This is a genomic window from Pseudomonas sp. S2_C11, assembly GCF_054668395.1.
The window spans coordinates 2,139,396-2,158,526 of sequence record NZ_CP162765.1 but is presented as its reverse complement, the minus strand read 5'-3'; the positions used below and the strand labels follow the sequence as shown (position 1 = coordinate 2,158,526).

The 19,131-nt window shown below is 57.1% G+C and carries 16 protein-coding genes and 1 pseudogene; 10 read left to right on the top strand and 7 right to left on the bottom strand.

The window, feature by feature from the left end; translation table 11 throughout:
* The first annotated feature begins 29 nt into the window (after window positions 1-29).
* On the top strand, window positions 30-428 hold the full coding sequence (locus tag AB4N48_RS09905; RefSeq protein ID WP_095180121.1) for a hypothetical protein: 399 nt from the start codon (window positions 30-32) through the stop codon (window positions 426-428).
* Here the strand turns inward: AB4N48_RS09905 and AB4N48_RS09900 are convergent.
* Complete coding sequence (locus AB4N48_RS09900) at window positions 425-694, bottom strand: DUF1652 domain-containing protein (RefSeq protein WP_041480220.1); 270 nt, start codon at window positions 692-694, stop codon at window positions 425-427. The genes AB4N48_RS09905 and AB4N48_RS09900 overlap by 4 nt on opposite strands.
* A 369-nt stretch (window positions 695-1,063) precedes the next feature.
* On the opposite strand from AB4N48_RS09900, the gene eco reads away from it, so the two are divergent.
* Together eco and AB4N48_RS09890 are read left to right on the top strand one after the other, a co-directional pair.
* Complete coding sequence (gene eco, locus AB4N48_RS09895) at window positions 1,064-1,549, top strand: serine protease inhibitor ecotin (RefSeq protein ID WP_258706766.1); 486 nt, start codon at window positions 1,064-1,066, stop codon at window positions 1,547-1,549.
* 14 nt (window positions 1,550-1,563) lie between these two features.
* Entirely contained in the window at window positions 1,564-1,869 is a 306-nt protein-coding gene (locus AB4N48_RS09890; RefSeq protein ID WP_258706767.1) for an NIPSNAP family protein, read from the top strand.
* Between the two features lie 30 nt (window positions 1,870-1,899).
* Here AB4N48_RS09890 and ilvA read toward each other — a convergent pair.
* A pseudogene (gene ilvA / locus AB4N48_RS09885) lies at window positions 1,900-2,889 on the bottom strand (threonine ammonia-lyase, biosynthetic); the annotation flags it as partial.
* A gap of 286 nt (window positions 2,890-3,175) precedes the next feature.
* Between ilvA and AB4N48_RS09880 the strand changes: the two are divergent.
* Window positions 3,176-3,343 carry a hypothetical protein gene (locus tag AB4N48_RS09880; protein WP_252878280.1) on the top strand — a complete coding sequence of 56 codons (168 nt, stop codon included), beginning with the start codon at window positions 3,176-3,178 and terminating at the stop codon, window positions 3,341-3,343.
* Window positions 3,344-3,393: 50 nt separating this feature from the next.
* Window positions 3,394-4,020 carry a bifunctional nicotinamidase/pyrazinamidase gene (pncA, locus tag AB4N48_RS09875; protein WP_256810048.1) on the top strand — a complete coding sequence of 209 codons (627 nt, stop codon included), beginning with the start codon at window positions 3,394-3,396 and terminating at the stop codon, window positions 4,018-4,020.
* Between the two features lie 5 nt (window positions 4,021-4,025).
* Here pncA and AB4N48_RS09870 read toward each other — a convergent pair whose 3' ends face one another.
* Together AB4N48_RS09870 and AB4N48_RS09865 are read right to left on the bottom strand one after the other, a co-directional pair.
* The gene (locus AB4N48_RS09870; RefSeq protein WP_252878281.1) at window positions 4,026-5,327 is read right to left on the bottom strand and encodes an ATP-binding protein; all 1,302 of its coding nucleotides are present in this window, start codon (window positions 5,325-5,327) and stop codon (window positions 4,026-4,028) included.
* A 4-nt stretch (window positions 5,328-5,331) separates the two neighbouring features.
* Window positions 5,332-6,033: a response regulator gene (locus tag AB4N48_RS09865; protein ID WP_016774890.1), complete on the bottom strand. Its 702-nt coding sequence runs from the start codon at window positions 6,031-6,033 to the stop codon at window positions 5,332-5,334.
* Between the two features lie 253 nt (window positions 6,034-6,286).
* Here AB4N48_RS09865 and AB4N48_RS09860 point away from each other — a divergent pair, with 253 nt between their 5' ends.
* The 4 genes from AB4N48_RS09860 to AB4N48_RS09845 all read left to right on the top strand — a co-directional run bounded on the left by AB4N48_RS09860 (window position 6,287) and on the right by AB4N48_RS09845 (window position 12,039).
* Window positions 6,287-7,444 carry an efflux RND transporter periplasmic adaptor subunit gene (locus AB4N48_RS09860; protein ID WP_460095286.1) on the top strand — a complete coding sequence of 386 codons (1,158 nt, stop codon included), beginning with the start codon at window positions 6,287-6,289 and terminating at the stop codon, window positions 7,442-7,444.
* Between the two features lie 15 nt (window positions 7,445-7,459).
* Window positions 7,460-10,558, top strand: coding sequence for a multidrug efflux RND transporter permease subunit (locus tag AB4N48_RS09855; RefSeq protein WP_460095285.1), 3,099 nt, complete (start codon window positions 7,460-7,462; stop codon window positions 10,556-10,558).
* A 162-nt stretch (window positions 10,559-10,720) separates the two neighbouring features.
* Entirely contained in the window at window positions 10,721-11,362 is a 642-nt protein-coding gene (locus AB4N48_RS09850; protein ID WP_252876391.1) for a DUF1345 domain-containing protein, read from the top strand.
* A 167-nt stretch (window positions 11,363-11,529) separates the two neighbouring features.
* Window positions 11,530-12,039: a hypothetical protein gene (locus tag AB4N48_RS09845; protein WP_056789698.1), complete on the top strand. Its 510-nt coding sequence runs from the start codon at window positions 11,530-11,532 to the stop codon at window positions 12,037-12,039.
* A gap of 50 nt (window positions 12,040-12,089) precedes the next feature.
* Here the strand turns inward: AB4N48_RS09845 and AB4N48_RS09840 are convergent, their stop codons facing one another.
* The 3 genes from AB4N48_RS09840 to AB4N48_RS09830 form a co-directional block, all read right to left on the bottom strand.
* Window positions 12,090-14,531 (bottom strand): autotransporter outer membrane beta-barrel domain-containing protein, encoded by a 2,442-nt coding sequence (locus tag AB4N48_RS09840; RefSeq protein ID WP_460095283.1) that lies wholly within the window; start codon window positions 14,529-14,531, stop codon window positions 12,090-12,092.
* Between the two features lie 249 nt (window positions 14,532-14,780).
* The gene (locus AB4N48_RS09835) at window positions 14,781-16,865 is read right to left on the bottom strand and encodes a hypothetical protein (protein ID WP_252867691.1); all 2,085 of its coding nucleotides are present in this window, start codon (window positions 16,863-16,865) and stop codon (window positions 14,781-14,783) included.
* A 105-nt stretch (window positions 16,866-16,970) separates the two neighbouring features.
* Window positions 16,971-17,816 (bottom strand): hypothetical protein, encoded by an 846-nt coding sequence (locus AB4N48_RS09830; RefSeq protein WP_460095282.1) that lies wholly within the window; start codon window positions 17,814-17,816, stop codon window positions 16,971-16,973.
* Between the two features lie 237 nt (window positions 17,817-18,053).
* Between AB4N48_RS09830 and AB4N48_RS09825 the strand changes: the two genes are divergently transcribed.
* Window positions 18,054-19,082 (top strand): LacI family DNA-binding transcriptional regulator, encoded by a 1,029-nt coding sequence (locus tag AB4N48_RS09825; RefSeq protein ID WP_460095280.1) that lies wholly within the window; start codon window positions 18,054-18,056, stop codon window positions 19,080-19,082.
* Window positions 19,083-19,131 lie beyond the last annotated feature (49 nt).

Here is a 19,131-nt window from a genome sequence, read left to right as displayed (position 1 = left end):
GGCCTTCCCTACTGCCGCAAGGATTGGCCATGCAGTTGTCGTTCCGCACGTTGTCGAGCTTCACTTCAATCCTGTGTTTTCTGCTGGCGCTGGTCTGGGGATTTTTTCCGGAGGCGTTGCTGGCGATCTGGAGTATTGGCTATTCGGAAGGCACTGGCGTAGTCGCTCGGCGCAGCGCGGTGCTGTTTGCGGCGTTGGGGGTCATGTTTTATTTGCTGCGCAATGCTCCGCCGTCAGTGGCACGCAGTGCACTGAGCAATGGTTTTATCGTCGGCTGTTTCGGTTTGGCGGCGTTGGGTTTTGGCGAATGGCTCAATGGTCATGCCGGCCCCGGGATCTTGCTCGCGGTGCTGGTCGAGTTCGCGCTGGGCCTTGGTTTTGTGCAGGCCCGGCGCGTGACGGACGAACTGGGTGAGACGGTGGGTTAAACGGCTCGAGAACGAGCGCTGGTTTGATGTGTCGTGGTCTGTTGCGCGAGGTCGGAACGCAGGCCAGCGACCAGGTTGTTGATTTCACGGCAGCTGTTCAGGCGGCTGGCGTCGATTCCACTGACGTAGAGATCGGCTTGGTCGGTTCGATGGTCGCCAAATACTTTGACGGACATCGACAAGTCTGGTGTCAACGTGCACTGGCAGCGTTTCGGCAGGAAGCTGCTTTCAATGATGTTGCGTAATTCCAAGGCAGATAAAAACATGGCGAACCCTCTCCTTTCTGTGCGATTGCCAATCAAGTATTCACGCTGACCCTCTGCTGCGCCTTCACGGGTGTGCCCCCGCTGTTTCCCTGGTGCGGCAAGTGGTGGTACTGCGAAATGCCCATTGGAGTGTAGGCGCCCAAATCCTGTGCGCCTCACCAAAAGAACGCATAAAACGTGCCTTTGATCGGTTCGTTTTGCTCCCTTCAAAATCAAGCACTTGGAAATGTGGCCAGTATCCTGCTATTTGCAAATTGCATGAATCGACCACCCGTCCACTGCAATCTGCAATCTCCGGGCAAATTTGCTTTCGCAGACTATGACGGCAAGAATGTCTCCCATTGCAATTCAACCCGCACGGAGGCCTTCATGAATTCTTTAAGCGTTTGCGCGATCACCGGCCTGTTGATCGCCAACCTTTCCACTCTAGCCCACGCCGCCAAGCTCGAAGACGTCGCGCCGTATCCCAAAGCCGAAGCCGGGTTTACCCGTCAGGTCATCCATCTGCCCAAACAAGAGCAGGAGGAGAATTTCCAGGTTGAAATTCTCGCCGGCAAAACTCTGGAGGTGGATTGCAACCGTCAACGTCTGGGCGGTGTGCTCGATGAAAAGAACCTGCAAGGCTGGGGCTATCCGTACTATCGCCTGGAAAAGGTCATCGGTCCGATGAGCACGATGATGGCCTGCCCGCCCGGCAGCCAGAAAAAGCGCGCTTTCGTTCCGGTCGTCGGTGACGGCTTCATGTTGCGCTACAACAGCAAGTTGCCAGTCGTGGTGTACGCGCCGTCGGACGTCGAAGTGCGCTATCGCATCTGGTCGGCGTCGGACAAAGTCGGCACCGCCCTGCAGGAATAACCGGAGCCCAGCCCTTGATTACTTGCCACGTCAGATATGTGATCGATCCTTACCAGTTACCCGCTTTCGAAGCCTATGCCAAAGCGTGGCTCGACATCGTTGAGCGCTTGGGCGGCACCCACCACGGCTACTTCCTCCCCTCGGAGGGCGCGAGCAACATTGCTTATTGCCTGTTCAGTTTCCCGTCGCTGGCCGATTACGAAAGCTATCGACATATTGCAATGACAGACCCGGAAAGCACCGCACTGGTTGCCAATCTGGTCGAGAAGAAATTCATCGTCAGTTACGAGCGCACGTTTCTGCGCCCGCTGCTGCCCTGATCGACATCACGCCGGCACGCCGCAAGCAGCGGCGCGTTCGGCGACATGGCGCAGGCTGTCGAAGTTGATGTTGGCCCCGGAGTCGATGGCGACGAATGTCTGATCGCGAACCCCACTGCGCGCCACGTACTGCTTGATCCCCGCAACAGCCAGCGCACCCGAAGGTTCAGTGATCGAACGGGTATCGTCGTAGATATTCTTGATCGCGGCGCAGAGTTCGTCATTGCTGACCGTGATCACTTCATCTACACAGAAGCGGCAAACCTCAAAGCCATACGCGCCAATCTGCGCTACCGCTACGCCATCGGCGAAGGTGCCGACACTGGGCAGGACCACCCGCTCGTCCGCACTTAAAGCCACTTGCAGGCACGCCGAATGTTCGGATTCGACGCCGATGATCCGCACTTCCGGGCGCAGGTATTTGACGTAGGCCGCGATACCTGCGATCAAACCTCCGCCGCCGACCGGGATGAAGATCGCGTTCAGCGTGCCTTGATGCTGGCGCAGGATTTCCATAGCCACGGTGCCTTGTCCGGCGATTACGTCAGGATCATCGAAGGGTGAAACGAACGTGCATCCGCTCTGCTCGGCCAAATGCAACGCGTGGGCCAGAGCAAAGGGAAAACTCTCGCCATGCAGCAATGCGTCGGCACCGTGACTGCGCACGCCGAGCACCTTGAGCTCAGGGGTGGTAGACGGCATGACGATCGTCGCGGCGATGCCCAATTCCCGTGCCGCCAGCGCTACCCCCTGCGCGTGATTACCCGCCGATGCAGTGATCACTCCCCGCGCTCGCTGCTCATCGCTCAGTTGCACGAGTTTGTTGTAAGCACCACGGATCTTGAAAGAGAACGTCGGTTGCAGATCTTCGCGCTTGAGCAGGACCCGATTGCCCAATGTTTCCGACAACGCCGGCGCAGGCTGCAACGGCGTACGCACCGCAATGTCGTACACCGGTGCGGCCAGGATCTTTTTCACGTAATGCTCAAGCAGGGCTTGCTGGTCGGGGGTGTGCGGCATGGTCGTCTCCTGACATTTTTCAGAACCCCGGAGACAGAAAGTAAAAACCCGCCTCTAGGGCGGGTTGGGTGCTGCAGCCGTGAGCTAGCCCGCCAAATGAGGAATGGCGGTAATAATGCTTGGCTGGCAGCGCGATACGGTGAAAGTCATGGGCTGGAAATTAGCCTGCCAGCGGATGACAAGTCAATGGCCCGCTGCAGAACTTTGAATCTTCCTAATGACTGAACAGTCACTGCAAAAGAGCACAACAACTTCCGCTCCAAGCCGATGAAAGTGGAGATTGACCATGAATATCCGCCAAGCGCTATTCGCCGTCCCGCTGCTGGTCGCCGCCCTGTCCAGCCCTGCTGTATTCGCTGTCGATGAAAGCGACGCCGTGAAAAAGCCCGAATGTCCGAAAGGCCAGGTGTGGGACAGTAAAACCCAGCAATGCGTGCTGCAGACCAGCGGCTGACAAAAGCCCTGCTAAACTGGCCGAGGTTTTATTCCCAGGAAGATTTCTCCGTGCCCATTTCGTCCCGCGCTGCATTGCTGGTCATCGATGTTCAAAACGACTTCATTCCCGGCGGCCAATTGCCGGTGCCTGAAGGTGACCGGATTGTGCCGCTGATCAACCGCCTCGCGCGGCAGTTCAGGCAAGTCGTGATTGCGCAGGACTGGCACCCGAGCGGGCATATCTCGTTTGCGTCCAGCCATCTTGGGCGCCAGCCCTACGATGTCATTGAGTTACCGTACGGCGCACAAACGTTGTGGCCCGATCACTGTGTGCAAGCCAGTGTCGGCGCCGAATTTCATCCGGAACTGGATCTACCGCACGCGCAATTGATCATCCGCAAGGGCTGCAATCCCGATATTGACAGCTACTCGGCTTTTCTCGAAGCGGATCGAAGCACCACCACCGGGCTCGCCGGCTATTTGAAAGAGCGCAGCATCGACACCGTTTACATGGTTGGCCTGGCGCTGGATTTCTGTGTGATGTTTTCGGCGCTGGATGCGCGCGCGGCGGGTTTTAATGTCTGTGTGGTGCTGGATGGCTGTCGCGCGATTGATCTGGACGGTTCGCTGGCAGCCGCCATAGCGCGGATGCAAGAGGCCGGCGTCAGCCTGATTCAATCATCAGATGTCCGTTAGAATATTCAGGCCATGGCCGGCAACCACAGCCTGAATCGCGCCCCACCCAGCGGCGAACTCTCAACCGTCAAAGTGCCGCCCTGCGCTACGAGCGCTCGGCGGCTTATCGCCAAACCGAGGCCGAACCCACCCGTCGCGCGATCACGGCTGCGGTCGAGCCTGTAGAACGGTTCGAAAATCCGCTCGCGCTCATCGTCGGGAATGCCGATGCCATCGTCGTCAACCCAGATCTCACACCCGCCAGCAATGACCTGCACGCCAATCTGAATGCGCTTTTCGCAATAGCGCATGGCATTGCGCAACAGGTTCTGGATGGCCCGGGCGGTCAGGCGCGGATCCAGCGCGAAGCGTTCGAGCTGACCGTGCAGCAGAACGTCAATCACGATGTCTGGCGACTCCAGCTCCTCATCGACGCTTCCGAGAATGCTGTCGATGAATTCGTCCAGCGACACCTCGATGCGCTCAGGCGACTGCGCCGGATTCTGCAAACGGCTGTAGGAAAGCAACTCCAGCACCAATTCATCCAGCTCACGAATATGCGCGACCAAACTCTGCAGGCGCTCGCGGCTGGCAGCCGGCAAGTCTTCTGACAACGCTAGCGCCAGGCCGAAATCCAGACGCGTCAACGGCGTGCGCAGCTCATGGGAAACGGCGTTAAGCAGATCACGTTGCTGGTTGAGAAGGTTTTCGATATCGCCGGCCATGGTGTCGAACACGTTGGCGAGGCTGCCGATGTTCGAACTCGGGGCGATTCTGGTTCGCTCGCTCAAGTGGCCTTTGCCGAAGCGTTCGGCGGTGCCTTTCAGGCGCTCGAGATCGCGCCAGTGCGGGCGCAACCAGAGCAGCAGGCAGCCGAGCAACATGGCGCCGATGAGCACATTAATGCTCCAGTACAACAGATCGACGTCGACCGGATCCGGCGGTACGACCATACGCACGGCCATGTCCGCATTCAGCGGAGTGACTGCCAAAGTTCGCCAGCCCCAATCGCCGATGCGCACCACGTTCTCACCACGGTGCAAACGTTCCTGCTCGATGGGCGTGAACACCGGGTCGTCGATTGGCGTCAGGACGATGTGCAGCGGCTGGAATTCCTTGTCCATCGCCGCCGCAATCGCCGGCCATTGCTCTTGCGGCGCAGCATGAAACTGCTTGGTGATCAGCGATTGCAGACCTCGGGAGAATTCCAGATTGTAGGTGACGAAGCGATCCCGAAAGGCCATGACCACCAGATCCGGCACCAAATAGATCGCCGCACTATAGGAGACGATCGTCACCAGATACAGGCGAAACAGAATGCGAAACATCAGCTCAGCATTCCCATTCGGAGCGGCTGAACAGATAGCCCTTGCCCCACACAGTCTTGATCTTGCGCGCCTCGCCGGCGTGATCATCGAATTTGCGCCGCAGCTTGGAAATCGCCACGTCCACCGAGCGGTCAGTGCCATTGAATTCAATACCGCGCAGCCGCTGAAGAATCTGATCGCGACTCAGCACTTCGCCGGCATGTCGGGCCAGCACCACCAGCAAATTGTATTCGCCGCTGGACAGTTCAACCGCTTGATCACGCCAGGTCACGGTGCGCTCGGACAGATCAATGCACAGATTGCCCATGACGATCCGATCGTTGACCGCCAGCGGTTCGCCGAGGCTGCTGCGCCGCAACAACGTGCGCACCCGCGCCAGCAGCACTCGTGGCTCGCAGGGTTTGGTGACGTAGTCGTCAGCGCCCATTTCCAGGCCCAACACCTGATCATGGCTGTCATCGCGAGCCGTGAGCATGAGGATCGGCAGTGTCGCCGAATCGGCACGCAGCAAACGGCACACCTGCAAGCCGTCGAGGCCCGGCAGCATGAGGTCGAGGATCACCAGATCCGGCGGACTGATCCGCGCCCGCTCGCGCACATGGTCGCCACGGCCGATGACGCTGACGGAATAACCGTTGCGTTCCAGGTAGCTGGAAATCAGTTCGGCGAGGGCGGTGTCGTCTTCGACCAGGAGGATGTTGGGCATGGGGTGTTCCAGAGAATGCTGTGGCTACAGTCAGGGCTCATTCGCTCGCACATTGAAATGCGATCTCCTGTGGGAGCGAGCCTGCTCGCGAAAGCGATCGAACTGTCGCAATAAATTTCAAGGCCTGCAGGATATACGCCCTCACCCGCTACTGAGCAAAACCCTTACACAATTTCACACAGCAGCTACAAAGCTTCACCGCTAACCTCCCCGTCTGGCCGTAGGATGCGGCCTTCAATATTGGGGGTTGTACATGTCTGGAAAACTGCTGGCCGGGCTCGGCCTGATCGCATTGGCGCTGACGCTGAGCGCTTGTGATTCATCCTCGAACGCCGAAGAGCAGACGCCGCCGGCCACGGTGCGCATCGAGATCATCAAAACCCAGCCATTGTCGATCAGCAGCGAACTGAGCGGCCGCATCGCCGCGCCACGGATTGCCGAAGTGCGCGCACGAGTGGCCGGCGTGGTGTTGCAGCGCACCTACCGCGAAGGCAGTGACGTGAAAAAAGGCGATGTGCTGTTTCGCATCGACCCGGCGCCGTTCAAGGCCGATCTGGACAGTGCCGAAGCCGCGCTGCGCAAAGCTCAGGCCAACGCCTTTCAGGCCAGATTGCAAGAACAACGCTATGCGCAGTTGATCGAGGACCAGGCCATCAGCGGTCAGGACTACGACAACGCCCGCGCCGCTGCACGGCAGACGGCAGCTGATGTCGCGGCCAGCAAAGCGGCGCTTGAACGGGCGAAACTGAACCTCGGTTATGCCACCGTGACCGCGCCGATTTCCGGCCGCATTGGCCGCGCGCTGGTCACCGAAGGTGCGCTGGTCGGGCAGAACGAAACCACGCCGCTTGCGTTGATTCAGCAGCTCAACCCGATCCATGCCGACCTCACCCAGTCGACCCGCGAGCTCAATGAACTGCGCCGGGCATTGCGCTCCGGGCAGTTGCAGGAAGTCGGTCAGGATCAGGCGAAGGCCACGCTGATTCAGGATGACGGTAGCGTGTATCCGTTGCCCGGCAAGCTGCTGTTCAGCGACATCACTGTCGATCCCGGCACCGGGCAGATCATTGTGCGCAGCGAGTTTCCCAATCCGGATCTCGACTTGCTGCCGGGCAGCTTCATCCGCGTACGCCTTGAGCAGGCAACCATCCAGAACGGCATCACCGTACCGCAACGCGCGGTGCAGCGTGACAGTGCCGGCATTGCCCAGGTGCTGACTGTCGATGAACAGATGCGCGTGGCGCAGCAACCGGTGCAACTGGGTGCGGTGCAGAACAATCGCTGGATCGTCACCGGCGGCCTGAAGCCCGGCGACCGTGTTGTCATCGAAGGCCTGCAACACGCCCGTCCCGGGGAAAAGGTGCAGATCGACGAAACCCCACTTCCACTTGCCCAGACCACTGGTCAGTAAGCAGGACGCTTCTATATGCCGCAGTTCTTTATCGACCGCCCAGTGTTTGCCTGGGTGGTCGCCCTGTTCATTCTGTTGGCCGGTGCGCTGGCCATTCCGCAGTTGCCGGTGGCGCAATACCCCGACGTCGCCCCGCCGCAAATCGAGATTTACGCCGTCTACCCTGGCGCCTCGGCGCAAACCGTCGATGAAAGCGTGGTCAGCCTGATCGAGGAAGAGCTCAACGGCGCCGATCACTTGCTCTATTTCGAATCGCAAAGCAGCCTGGGCAGCGCGACGATCAAGGCAACCTTTCAGCCGGGCACCAATCCCGAGCTGGCGCAGGTCGATGTGCAAAACCGCCTCAAGGTGGTCGAGTCGCGCCTGCCGCAAGCGGTCAATCAGCAGGGATTGCAGGTGGAGAAGGTCTCTTCCGGTTTCCTCTTGCTGATCACTTTGACCTCTAGCGACGGCAAGCTCGATGACGTGGCGCTCAGCGATTATCTGGCGCGCAACGTAATGAACGAGATAAAGCGTCTGGACGGTGTCGGCAAGGCGCAGTTGTATGGTGCCGAGCGAGCCATGCGCATCTGGATCGATCCGCAGAAACTGATCGCGTTCAATCTGACACCGGCCGATGTCAACGAAGCCATTGTTGCGCAGAACGCCCAGGTTTCAGCAGGTAGCATCGGTGATCTGCCGTCACCTTCGACGCAGGAAATTACCGCGACAATTCTGGTCAAAGGCCAATTGTCGACGCCGCAGGAATTCGCCGACATCGTGCTCAAGGCCAATCGCGATGGCTCCACGGTGCGCATCGGTGATGTCGCGCGAGTGGAGATCGGCAGTCAGGAATATCAGTTCGGTACACGCCTGAACGGCAAGCCGTCCACCGCCGTTGGCGTGCAGCTTTCTCCAGGCGCCAACGCGCTGAACACCGCGACACTGGTGCGGGCGAAAATGGACGAACTGGCGCGCTACTTCCCGGCTGGCGTGGAATACAAGATTCCTTACGACACTTCGCCGTTCGTCAAAGTCTCGATTACCAAAGTGATCTACACCCTCGGTGAAGCGATGCTGCTGGTGTTTGCGGTGATGTTCCTGTTCCTGCAAAACGTGCGCTACACGCTGATCCCGACACTGGTGGTGCCGGTGGCGTTGATGGGCACTTTCGCGACCATGCTGGCGCTGGGGTTCTCGATCAACGTGCTGACCATGTTCGGCATGGTGCTGGCCATCGGCATTCTGGTGGATGACGCCATCGTCGTGGTGGAGAACGTCGAGCGCATCATGGCCAGCGAGGGCCTGTCGCCCAAGGAAGCCACGCGCAAGGCGATGACGCAGATTACCGGGGCGATCATCGGCATAACGCTGGTGTTGGTCGCGGTGTTTATTCCGATGGCATTTATGCAGGGTTCGGTCGGGGTGATCTACCAACAGTTCTCGCTGTCCATGGCCACCTCGATTTTATTCTCCGCGTTCCTCGCCCTGACCTTGACGCCGGCGCTGTGCGCGACATTGCTCAAGCCTGTCGGCAAAGGCGAGCACCACGAGAAGTCCGGATTTTTCGGCTGGTTCAATCGCCGATTTGAGCAATTGACCGACCGTTATCAGGGTTGGGTCGGCTATGCGCTCAAGCGTACGGGTCGCTACCTGATGATCTACGTGGTCCTGCTGATTGGACTCGGAATCTGTTTTGCGCGCCTGCCCTCCTCGTTTCTGCCGACCGAGGATCAGGGCTACACCATTACCGATATTCAATTGCCACCCGGCGCAACGAAGAACCGTACTGTACAAGTAGCCGAGCAGCTCGAAGCGCACAACGCCGGTGAGCCGGGAATCAGTGACAGTGTGGTGATCCTGGGTTTCAGTTTCTCCGGTAGCGGGCAGAACGCAGCGCTGGCGTTTTCGACGCTCAAGGATTGGTCGGAACGTGGCAGTGACGATGCTGCCAGCTCGATCGCCGATCGCGCCAACGCGGCGCTGAGCCAGATCAAGGACGCCATGGCCTTCTCGGTGCTGCCGCCGCCGGTGGATGGCCTTGGCACGTCCAGCGGTTTCGAGTTCCGCTTGCAGGATCGCGGTGGTCTGGGCCATGCGACGTTGATGCAGGCGCGTACGGAACTGCTCGCCGCCGCCGAGAAAAGTCCGGTATTGATGAACGTCCGTGAAAGCGCACTGGCCGAAACACCGCAGGTGCAGCTGATCGTCGACCGCAAGCAGGCGAATGCCTTGGGCGTATCGTTCGCCGACATTGGCAACGTGCTGTCCACTGCCGTGGGTTCGAGCTACATCAATGACTTCCCCAATCAGGGCCGCATGCAGCGGGTGGTCGTGCAAGCCGAAGGTGATCAGCGCAGTCAGGTGGATGATTTGCTGAAAATGCATGTGCGCAACAACGCCGGGAACATGGTGCCGCTGTCGGCCTTCGTTCAGGCCAACTGGATTCAAGGCCCGGCGCAGTTGACTCGTTACAACGGCTATCCAGCGATCGCGATATCTGGTGAACCGTCACCTGGGCACAGTACCGGCGAGGCCATGGCGGAAATCGAACGACTGGTTGCGCTGGGGCCGAAAGGTCTGGGTCAAGAGTGGACCGGTTTGTCGTTGCAGGAACGCCTGTCCGGCAATCAGGCGCCGATTCTGCTGGGCCTGTCGCTACTGGTGGTATTCCTGTGTCTGGCGGCGCTGTACGAGAGCTGGTCGATTCCGACCTCTGTATTGCTCGTTGTCCCGCTTGGTGTGCTCGGCGCGGTACTCGCCGTGACACTGCGCGGCATGCCCAACGACGTGTTCTTCAAGGTCGGACTGATCACCATCATTGGTCTGTCGGCGAAGAACGCGATCCTGATCATCGAGTTCGCCAAGAGCTTGTATGACGAAGGTCACGATCTGATCGATGCGACGTTGCAGGCCGCGCGTTTGCGTCTGCGGCCGATCGTGATGACATCGCTGGCGTTCATTCTCGGTGTGGTGCCGTTGGCCATCGCCACCGGCGCCAGTTCGGCCAGCCAACAGGCGATCGGCACTGGCGTGATCGGTGGGATGATTACGGCGACGCTGGCGGTGATCTTCGTCCCAGTCTTCTTCGTCGTAGTGATGAAACTCGTACAACGGTTCACCAAATCCCACTGATCCAAATGTAGGAGCTGTCGAGTGCAACGAGGCTGCGATCTTTTGATCTTGAAAAGCTAAAGTCGAAAGATCGTCCGATCGCGGCCCGAGCCTTCGGCAGCTCCTACAAAAGCCGGATCGCCTGCGCTATGGTGCGCTGACAGTTCACCAACGTGAGTCACCATGCGCTTCCTCGCCCGCACCCACCCTCGCCTCTCCGCCGCCGCTCTGCTCGGCCTCGCCAGCGGCCTGTTGGTCCCGGCCGGTTCCATCGTCAGCAAAATTCTCATTGGCTGGAACGTCGGTGTCTGGACATACCTGATCCTGATGTTCTGGCTGACCATACGCGCCAAGGCCCCGGACGTGCGACGCATCGCCGAAGTCGAAGACGAGAACGCCGGGCTGGTGCTGTTTGTGGTGTGCATTGCCGCGTTGGCCAGTCTCGCCACCATCACCCTTGAACTGGCCGGCAGCAAAGACCTGGAAACCTCACGCAAACTCATGCACTACGGGTTCACAGCGCTGACAGTGACCGGCTCATGGCTGCTGATAGGTGTGATCTTCTGTGTGCACTACGCCAGATTGTTTTACACCTGGGACGGCAAAGAGCCGGCGCTGCGTTTTGCTGAAGGACTGACCACCCCCAATTACTGGGATTTTCTGTACTTCTCGTTCACCATCGGCGTGGCTGTGCAGACTTCGGATGTGGGTGTTGCAACGCGGGATATTCGAAAAATTGTGCTCGCGCAGTCGCTGATCGGTTTTGTGTTCAATACGGCGATCCTCGGGTTCTCGATCAACATTGCAGCAGGATTGTTCGGCTGAAAAACACGGCTTGTTCTGGCAGTTCAAAGCTCACAAAAACGTACGCCTGTAAACTGTCAACACTGACAGTTTACAGGCGTACTGTATTCACGCTTCCATACAACATCCAGAAGTAGGACGGGTCAGTCTTTGGATGTCCCCAACCATATTGTATGGAGATAAAACTCATGAGCTATGCAGCCCGAGCCTACACGACGATCTCTCCGGTTTTAGCGCCGACCTATTTGTCAGCCACTATCAACGGCGATGCCAACCCAAACTACAGGTTTGTCAAAATCCCTCAATTCATGGAGTTTCGATCTACCTCTGTACCTTCCTTCGGGCCGAAGCCCTACCCGGAAGGCCTGCGTTACGTCCTGACAGCTGGACACACTAAGGATGGTGTGACGCGTACGCTTGAGTTTGTGTTCCCTTTTAAACCCCAATCGTCGACCTATGACCTCTCCAAAGATAGCGATGATGTCAGAAGTACCTACTATTCCAATCCTGCGACGGGTGATCTGCACGTCTCTGTGAGCGGGAGCCTGACATTGAAATATGACGACATTAAAAAAACCCTGAGTGGCACTTGGTCCGGCACATATGACCATGGAGGAGAGAGCGGCAACGAAGAGTTTCCGATCACTGGGGAGTTTGTCGCTAACGCAGACCTGAGCAAGAGAAAAAACGCTTACTGACTACGACAAAAAGGAAGCTGCGAGGCTTCCTTTTTTTAATGCTGATGCAATCAGAAACTGAAGCTCAGCCCGACACTCCCTCCTAGCTCCTGGTCAGCTTTGCTGCCCCTGCTGGTCCCTATCTCGCCATACAGTTGCCATTTGTTATTGGCCGGCACCCAATTGAGGCCCCCGGTAAGCTCGAGGCTGGTGCTGGACAAATCGTTGTTGAATCCAGTGTCATTCACGCTGACACGATTATTGTTGACGAATTCATGACTCAACGCCGCGTGCAGCCTGGGTTGCAATTTTCCGCCATTGTTCAGCACCACCTCGCGGCCAACGGTCATTCCTACCTTGCCGAGCAATGAGCGGGTCTCGTTGCTGTCTACCTGCAGTCCGTTGTCCAACTTGTAGTCCTTGCCTTTTACCGTCGCAACACCAACCTGAGCAGAGGGCTCGATGAAGTAACCTCGGTTAAAGACTATATGCTTACCTACTTCGACGGTTCCACTGATGCCGAGATTATCGAAGTCACCCTTTGTTCGAGTGTCATCGCTCAAGGTGACTTTGACGTCATTACTGAAGCGGTTGATTTTGCCAACGGTATCCACGTAATACCCGGTCGTTTCGTCATACCAGGACAGATACATCCCGCCATAGGTGCTGTTGATCGTGCCGGCGCTGCCGCGGGCCAGGTTAAGGCGAGTGGTGCTGTAGCCACCAAAAACCCCGATCAACCATTGGCCATCACCTATCGGTAGTGGCGTGTCCACCCCCAATGAGACGCCAGTCTGATTTTGTTTATAACCATCACCGTAGGCATTCTTGACGTTGTACTGATTGGCATGAGTGCGTATCCACAGGCCGCTGGTCGCGTTTTGATTATCTGAGTCCAGTGCCGCAATCGATCGCGATCGCGGCTGAGTGCCGGCCATGCGACGGTCGCCGAGGCGAGTATTGAGAGTGGTCATTTCCGAATAGATAACCGTAGGAGCGGTACCGGCAATAGCCAATGCTGTTTGTGAACCTGTACTCGGCGTTGTCCCATCAGTCCGCAGGAAAATACCTTCGCCCTCTCGCACCAGTTTGTACGCCAAAGCACCACGATCAACCTGACCGTTTCTCAGATCGAACTCAGCATCCCCGCCAGCGATGTTAGCCACTTGAAGCGGTGCACCGGTGACAGGTTCACTGGCGCTTGCACCAACTACCAGCTCGTGACGGCCACTGGCTGATTCCGTGACATTGAGAAAGTCCGTTTCACCGGTGGACACGTCAGCATCCAAAAAAAACCGGCCGTTGCCTGACAGGTTGGCAACATCCAGACGGACGAACTCGGCGGGCGTGCCGAATCTGACGTTCCCGCCCTGCATTTCGAGATTCGATAACGAATTGCTGCCATCCAGGTTCCATTCAGCGCCACGCCCGATGGACATAGCGCTAACGCCAGTAACCGAACCGTGCAGGATCGAGTCGTTATCCAGCATCACGACGCCAGCCCCGGAGCCCTGAATGTTACCGGTGAGTATGCTTCGGGTATCAAGCGAAACAGAATCGACGTTGGTCAAATCGCCGTCAAGGCTGGCATTGTTTTGCAAGAAAACCGCGGCGGTCCCGCCGTCAGCAACCGCTACATTGCCGGTCAACTGGCTGTCGTCGATTTGAAAGCGCGCTGCTGCGCCATCCATAACCTCGAGGATATTACCGTTGCCGCCGATCAGATTCGAACGGTTAGCTATCTCGATCAATACCGGTTGATCGTCCGGCGTCGCAAAATCGACTTTGATCGCTGCGCCGGTGCGGCCCTGCACGGTTGACCCATCAATCTTCAGTACACTCTGTGCGGTGACATCGCTCGGGTTCAGGACAGTATCCTCGCCAAAGATGATCCCATCCAGTTCTCCGATGACCTCGCTGGCTGCACTGATGTTGGCGTTGCCGCCGTAAAGTTCGAGGCCAACACCGTCTGCGTCGGTCCCTTCAACCCGGCTGTCCACCAGATTCAACGTACTGAGGGATGTCACCGCTGCACCCGAAAAACCGCCTGTCAACGTACTGCCAGTGACGGTCGCTGTTGAGCCAACGGGTATATTCAGGTCGCGCGCAAGCGACATTGCTCTGCCATCGCTGGACAGCGTACTGCCGGATACCACTGCCGAGCTGTCGGTCAAGCTCAGCGCAGTGTCGAAATTGCTAGCCGTCACCGTTGCCGCGTCCAGAGACACTCGGGCGTCTGCTGAGGCTTCAATCTGTGAAGTGCTGGCGGAAATCGCGTTTAACGTCCCACCGCCGACAACGATGTTCAGCGTATCACCGCCATTGACGTTGAGCGTGGCGGTGACAGGGATGAACCAGGCTTCTGGCGTAGCACCGCCGGATACGGTTTCGACTTCACCAGGATTGAGATTTCGGGAAAAGGCCGTCTCGGATATTGCGATCAGTAATGCTGCACAAGAGAGCGTGCCAGTGAGTTTCAAAACTGTCGGTCCCAAGCTATTTTCAAACGTCATATACACTTCTCGTTGAGGTTTATCGGGACGGAAGAAGGACGGTTCAGACGTACATATTCCATCAGACGACCTTTGTAGGCGACGCCGGAGAATACCTGCTAGTCTGGACTTTCTCTGTAGGACTAATCCTCTTAGTAGGTGGGCTTAATCGCCCACTCGCGACATTTCGAGATATTTCTTGCTTCCCCAATTAAATTGCATTGCCTGAAGAGGTTGGCTCTCCGGCAATGCAATGATCGCGAATGCCGTTTATGGAGCAGGCGCAGGATCCCAGCCCGGTTCCGATTCGCAGTACAAGAAGTCAGCATTGAGCAGGTAGACAATCATTTCCTGAACTTCTGACGTGGTTACAATTGGCGTCGAATACCAGATTTTGACATAACCTGCGTAAAAGTCGGTCGGATCAGGCGTGGTAGCAGGTGGACGAGGAAGATTACGAATAAAAGGTGCGTATGGCACTTCCCAAAGCATCCCCTCCGTTAACTCGAGCGAAGTGATCGCACGAGTATCGGAAAAAACCGTATCCGGCGGTGCGTCTATGGTGTATTTATCGTCATGCCAGCCTTGCCAATTGAATGTGATATTCATCCCATCGGTGAAATGATCATTAGGTTTGATCTTGAACGTCGCAACGTGATCATCCCCCGTCAAGCTCTCGCAAATAATGTATGGGTCTTCGGTGCCATCTGTAGGTGGGCGTTGGAATTCTGGCTTATCGAGAACGATGACTACAGTATTGACAGTTACCGTCTCCTTTGCCGAGTCCTGAGTATTATTCCGGGCGGGGTTTTCATATGTCCACCAAGCCTCTTTAAGCCCGATACCACCCGGACCGACAACGGTATATGGCAAATCTATCTGAACGACATTATTGATATTCGACTGAGTCATTTGAATGGAATTAACGATAATTTCGCCTTGATCCCCAAGATACTTCAGGGTAACCAGATCGCCCGGTTCGGGATCGGGAAACGACGTCCCGGCGGTGACAGGCGAGACATCGATGTGAGCCTTGGCTGTCTGATCGACATCCTGAGGGCCCAGTAAGTTATCCGTGACAGGTGGCTGTCCGCGGACGATCAGTTTCCGGAATTCGGGATTAACTTCAGGGGGCGGGGTCGTCGGGTCGACGGTATAAGGCGGATGCGTCGAGAAATCTGTTTTTACAGTTGTTGTTCCATCGTCGATGGATAAGCCGCCACGCATCAAGTCAGCTTTGACGACCACGTCCAATTCAAAATTCGTACCCGTCTGGTTATCAAAGTATTGTTTGCTCAGACTCGACCAAGGAATGGTGAACTCCAGCTCCGTGAGTGCGTTGAATGGCAGATCCTGGGCTGGTTGAGCGCCGTATGTCAGGCTCACTACATCGGTGCCGATTGTATCTACCAACCGGCTGACTTTTACCTTCACACCTGCACGCGCATCTTTTAAATCGATCAGACCATCTTCGTTTGCCGGGACGGTAATGACGCCCAGTTTGGGCAGTGGCAGAAAACGCACGTTTTTGAAATACACGCCCCATGCGCTCTGGTTGCCAGCAGCGTCAGTAATGATGAACCAGATGAAGGCCCGGCCGCTCGTTACCTTGCGTAGCTCTGCGGTCGGGATGGACAGCTTGCCATCGGTGGGCATCGGTCCGTTGAAAAAAGGGGGCACCTGCGGAGGGTTGGTACGTGTACCTGCCACGTACAGGGTCAACGTGTCATCCGGCTGAACGTTGGCGTAGCCGGTATCAATTTGTACCTGCAATCCCCCTTCGTTACCTGGCTGACCCGCCCATGTGTCATCCAGATCCCCGGGGGCATTTGGAAACGTGGCTGGCGGAATTGTTCTGGCGCCTGGAACCTGTCCTGGATTTGTACCTGTTTGTGCAGGTTTCGCTTGCCAGGCACCAGTACGGTCGATAAAAAACTTCATCACAGGACCGGTCAGCGGGTTGAGCCCCCGCTCATACAGCACGCTACGCACCCAGATCGGCGTCGGCCCCACCGGGGTTGCATCCTCACCCAGAAATTCGGTAGGCACTGTGATCGGAAAATCTACAGGACGGCTGGCCACGTCGCCGAGGTTTACCCTGTTTAACCGCGTGAAGTCTGTCGGCAGCGGATTGGCAGGAGGCTGGGTTCGCGTAACGTCAAGGGCGATCTGATCTCTGCTGTTAGGATTCGACCACACATTGGTCTTGACCATAAGTGTCAGCGCGGCGCCCACAGGTATCGCAGCTATCGGAATGATGTCCTTGTTCGTGCCGCGCCCGTCTGGCAATTCGGGGGTAGGTGCGACCAGAACGCCCAAGGGTGTGCCTGACTCCGCAGTTTGAATACTTGTCATGTGCCTTCTCCATTGCGTAGAAAATGTTTTTTGATCCATGCATCTTCGACAATGGCGAATGTCGCCAACTGCAGTCGTAATATCGCTGCTACTGTTGCGGCCTGATCACTTCATCCAACTTGCATCCGAGCAATACTTGCTTTCTCCCGGAATTTTCCTGTCTACCTTCACCAGCCCGGTAAACGAGCGAAAGATAGGTACACCGTCGCGCAATAGTTGGTAATTAACTAAGGCCGAATCGTTTTCCTCCATGGGTTCTATATGTGAAGCAAAGGGCTTGATTACAATCTTCACTGGCTCCTTGGTCACAACATCTGTCACAACCTCAGTAAAGTTAAACACCTGTGTCAAAGGGTTTCCCGACCCGTTTAAAGAATCCCATGCCTGCCAATCCAGGCTGAGGACATCCGCAAGCTGAAACAAGTCATCGAAAGGAATTTCGATACGTACCCCTTCCCAGATAAACAAGGCTTCCGGATCGCCGGGATGGTTCTTGTAACATCCGATATATCCCCAAGCATCCGCATCGGGAAAAGTAACCTCCTTCAAAAGTTGCGGCGGCTTAACTATCGCAAAAGTCAGGCGTCGTGAAGGTGACGTAGTAGGGTTGATCGAACGTACTGTGTAGAAAAGCTCAAACGAAGCCACATCCGGAAGTTTCTCGGGAGCTACTGGAATACGAAACTCCGGCGCATCGTCCGCGGCCCCATACTCGCCAAAGGCGACGAAATCAGGGTTACCAACAATGAAAATTTCAACACGATCTTTATTCACGCCTGAAACAGGAAAGTTCGGCCAGCGGTCAATAATACAAACGATGCCCACCTGTTTTGCGTCCGGCGGCAATGTTCCGGCCGGGTCAAGCGGATCGACGCCTTCCACTCGTGGCAGGCTCAGAAGCACGCCGGGATTCAATGGATCGCTGGAGGTAATCGGCGTTTCGATCGGCATGGAATTTCTCACTGGCTGGTCATCTAGGCCTGAAAGAAATTAAGCGCTGGTATTGGAAAGATGCCTACTGTCAGATCTGACAGGTAAAGCAACCGTTTGTCGGAAATCCATTTTGCCGTGACTGCTTCCGCTGCATTTGAAGGTTGACGGCTCAAGGTCAGATAGTGTCTTCTGAAACCGGTTTCAGCGGTATCCATGCCGCTAAAACGCTACATTTCAAAAATAAGGTCTGACCCATTGAACGACTTCTCCGCCGCCCAGCGCAGCCGCGTGACCATGCTTGATGTTGCCGAACGCGCTGGTGTATCCAAGGCCAGCGTCTCGCGCTTCATCGGCGAAGACCGCGCGCTGCTCTCCGATGCCATTGCCCGGCGCATCGAGCAGGCGATTGATGAACTCGGTTACCGCCCCAACCAAATGGCCCGCGGCCTGAAACGCGGGCGCACTCGGCTGATCGGCATGCTCGTCGCCGATATCCGTAACCCCTATTCGATTGCCGTGATGCACGGGGTGGAAACCGCCTGCCGTGCGCACGGCTACAGCCTGGTGGTGTGCAACACCGACCGCGATGACGAGCAGGAACGCCAGCATCTGGCGCTGTTGCGCTCGTACAACATCGAAGGGCTGATCGTGAACACGCTGGGCCATCACCGTGACGAATTGCACGAGCTGCGCCGCGAGATGCCGCTGGTGCTGGTGGACCGCAAGGTCGACGGGCTGGACAGCGACATGGTCGGACTGAATAACCCGCAAGCGGTTGAAATGGCACTCACACACCTTGAGCAGCGCGGATATCGGGACCTATTGATGGTCACCGAACCGTTTGACGGCACCAGCTCGCGGATCGAACGGGTCAGCAGTTTTCAAGCGCAGATTGCCCAACGCTCGGCCCTGACCGGGGCGGTGCTGGAAACCGGCGATGATCTGAAGGCGCAACTGCAAACTTTTCTAAGCACCTCCGGTGACGGTCCGAAAGCACTGTTTTGCGCCAATGGCGTGGCGGCGCTGGCGGCGACTCACGCGTTGCGCGCACTCGGTGTGCGCTTGTTCGAGGATGTCGGGCTGATTGCCCTGGATGATCTGGATTGGTATCCGCTGGTGGGCAGCGGGATCACCGCGCTGGCACAGCCGACGCAAGAGATAGGCGCGCGGGCGTTTGAGTGTCTGCTCAAGCGCTTGCGCGGGGATGATGAGGTGGCGCGAATTGTGGATTTTGCGCCGGTGCTGATTGAGCGGGGTTCGACCCGAGGGATTGGCGGCGTCTGATCTGGCGCTTTCGCGAGCGGGCTCGCTCCCACAGGTGACCGTGTTGCAA

What these genes read in the sequence shown, in the direction of transcription:
- AB4N48_RS09905 (WP_095180121.1), top strand. Translation starts at nt 30, where the DNA reads ATGCAGTTGTCGTTCCGCACGTTGTCGAGCTTCACTTCAATCCTGTGT.
- AB4N48_RS09900 (WP_041480220.1), bottom strand. Translation starts at nt 694, where the DNA reads ATGTTTTTATCTGCCTTGGAATTACGCAACATCATTGAAAGCAGCTTC.
- eco (WP_258706766.1), top strand. Translation starts at nt 1,064, where the DNA reads ATGAATTCTTTAAGCGTTTGCGCGATCACCGGCCTGTTGATCGCCAAC.
- AB4N48_RS09880 (WP_252878280.1), top strand. Translation starts at nt 3,176, where the DNA reads ATGAATATCCGCCAAGCGCTATTCGCCGTCCCGCTGCTGGTCGCCGCC.
- AB4N48_RS09870 (WP_252878281.1), bottom strand. Translation starts at nt 5,327, where the DNA reads ATGTTTCGCATTCTGTTTCGCCTGTATCTGGTGACGATCGTCTCCTAT.
- AB4N48_RS09865 (WP_016774890.1), bottom strand. Translation starts at nt 6,033, where the DNA reads ATGCCCAACATCCTCCTGGTCGAAGACGACACCGCCCTCGCCGAACTG.
- AB4N48_RS09860 (WP_460095286.1), top strand. Translation starts at nt 6,287, where the DNA reads ATGTCTGGAAAACTGCTGGCCGGGCTCGGCCTGATCGCATTGGCGCTG.
- AB4N48_RS09855 (WP_460095285.1), top strand. Translation starts at nt 7,460, where the DNA reads ATGCCGCAGTTCTTTATCGACCGCCCAGTGTTTGCCTGGGTGGTCGCC.
- AB4N48_RS09850 (WP_252876391.1), top strand. Translation starts at nt 10,721, where the DNA reads ATGCGCTTCCTCGCCCGCACCCACCCTCGCCTCTCCGCCGCCGCTCTG.
- AB4N48_RS09845 (WP_056789698.1), top strand. Translation starts at nt 11,530, where the DNA reads ATGAGCTATGCAGCCCGAGCCTACACGACGATCTCTCCGGTTTTAGCG.
- AB4N48_RS09840 (WP_460095283.1), bottom strand. Translation starts at nt 14,531, where the DNA reads ATGACGTTTGAAAATAGCTTGGGACCGACAGTTTTGAAACTCACTGGC.
- AB4N48_RS09835 (WP_252867691.1), bottom strand. Translation starts at nt 16,865, where the DNA reads ATGACAAGTATTCAAACTGCGGAGTCAGGCACACCCTTGGGCGTTCTG.
- AB4N48_RS09830 (WP_460095282.1), bottom strand. Translation starts at nt 17,816, where the DNA reads ATGCCGATCGAAACGCCGATTACCTCCAGCGATCCATTGAATCCCGGC.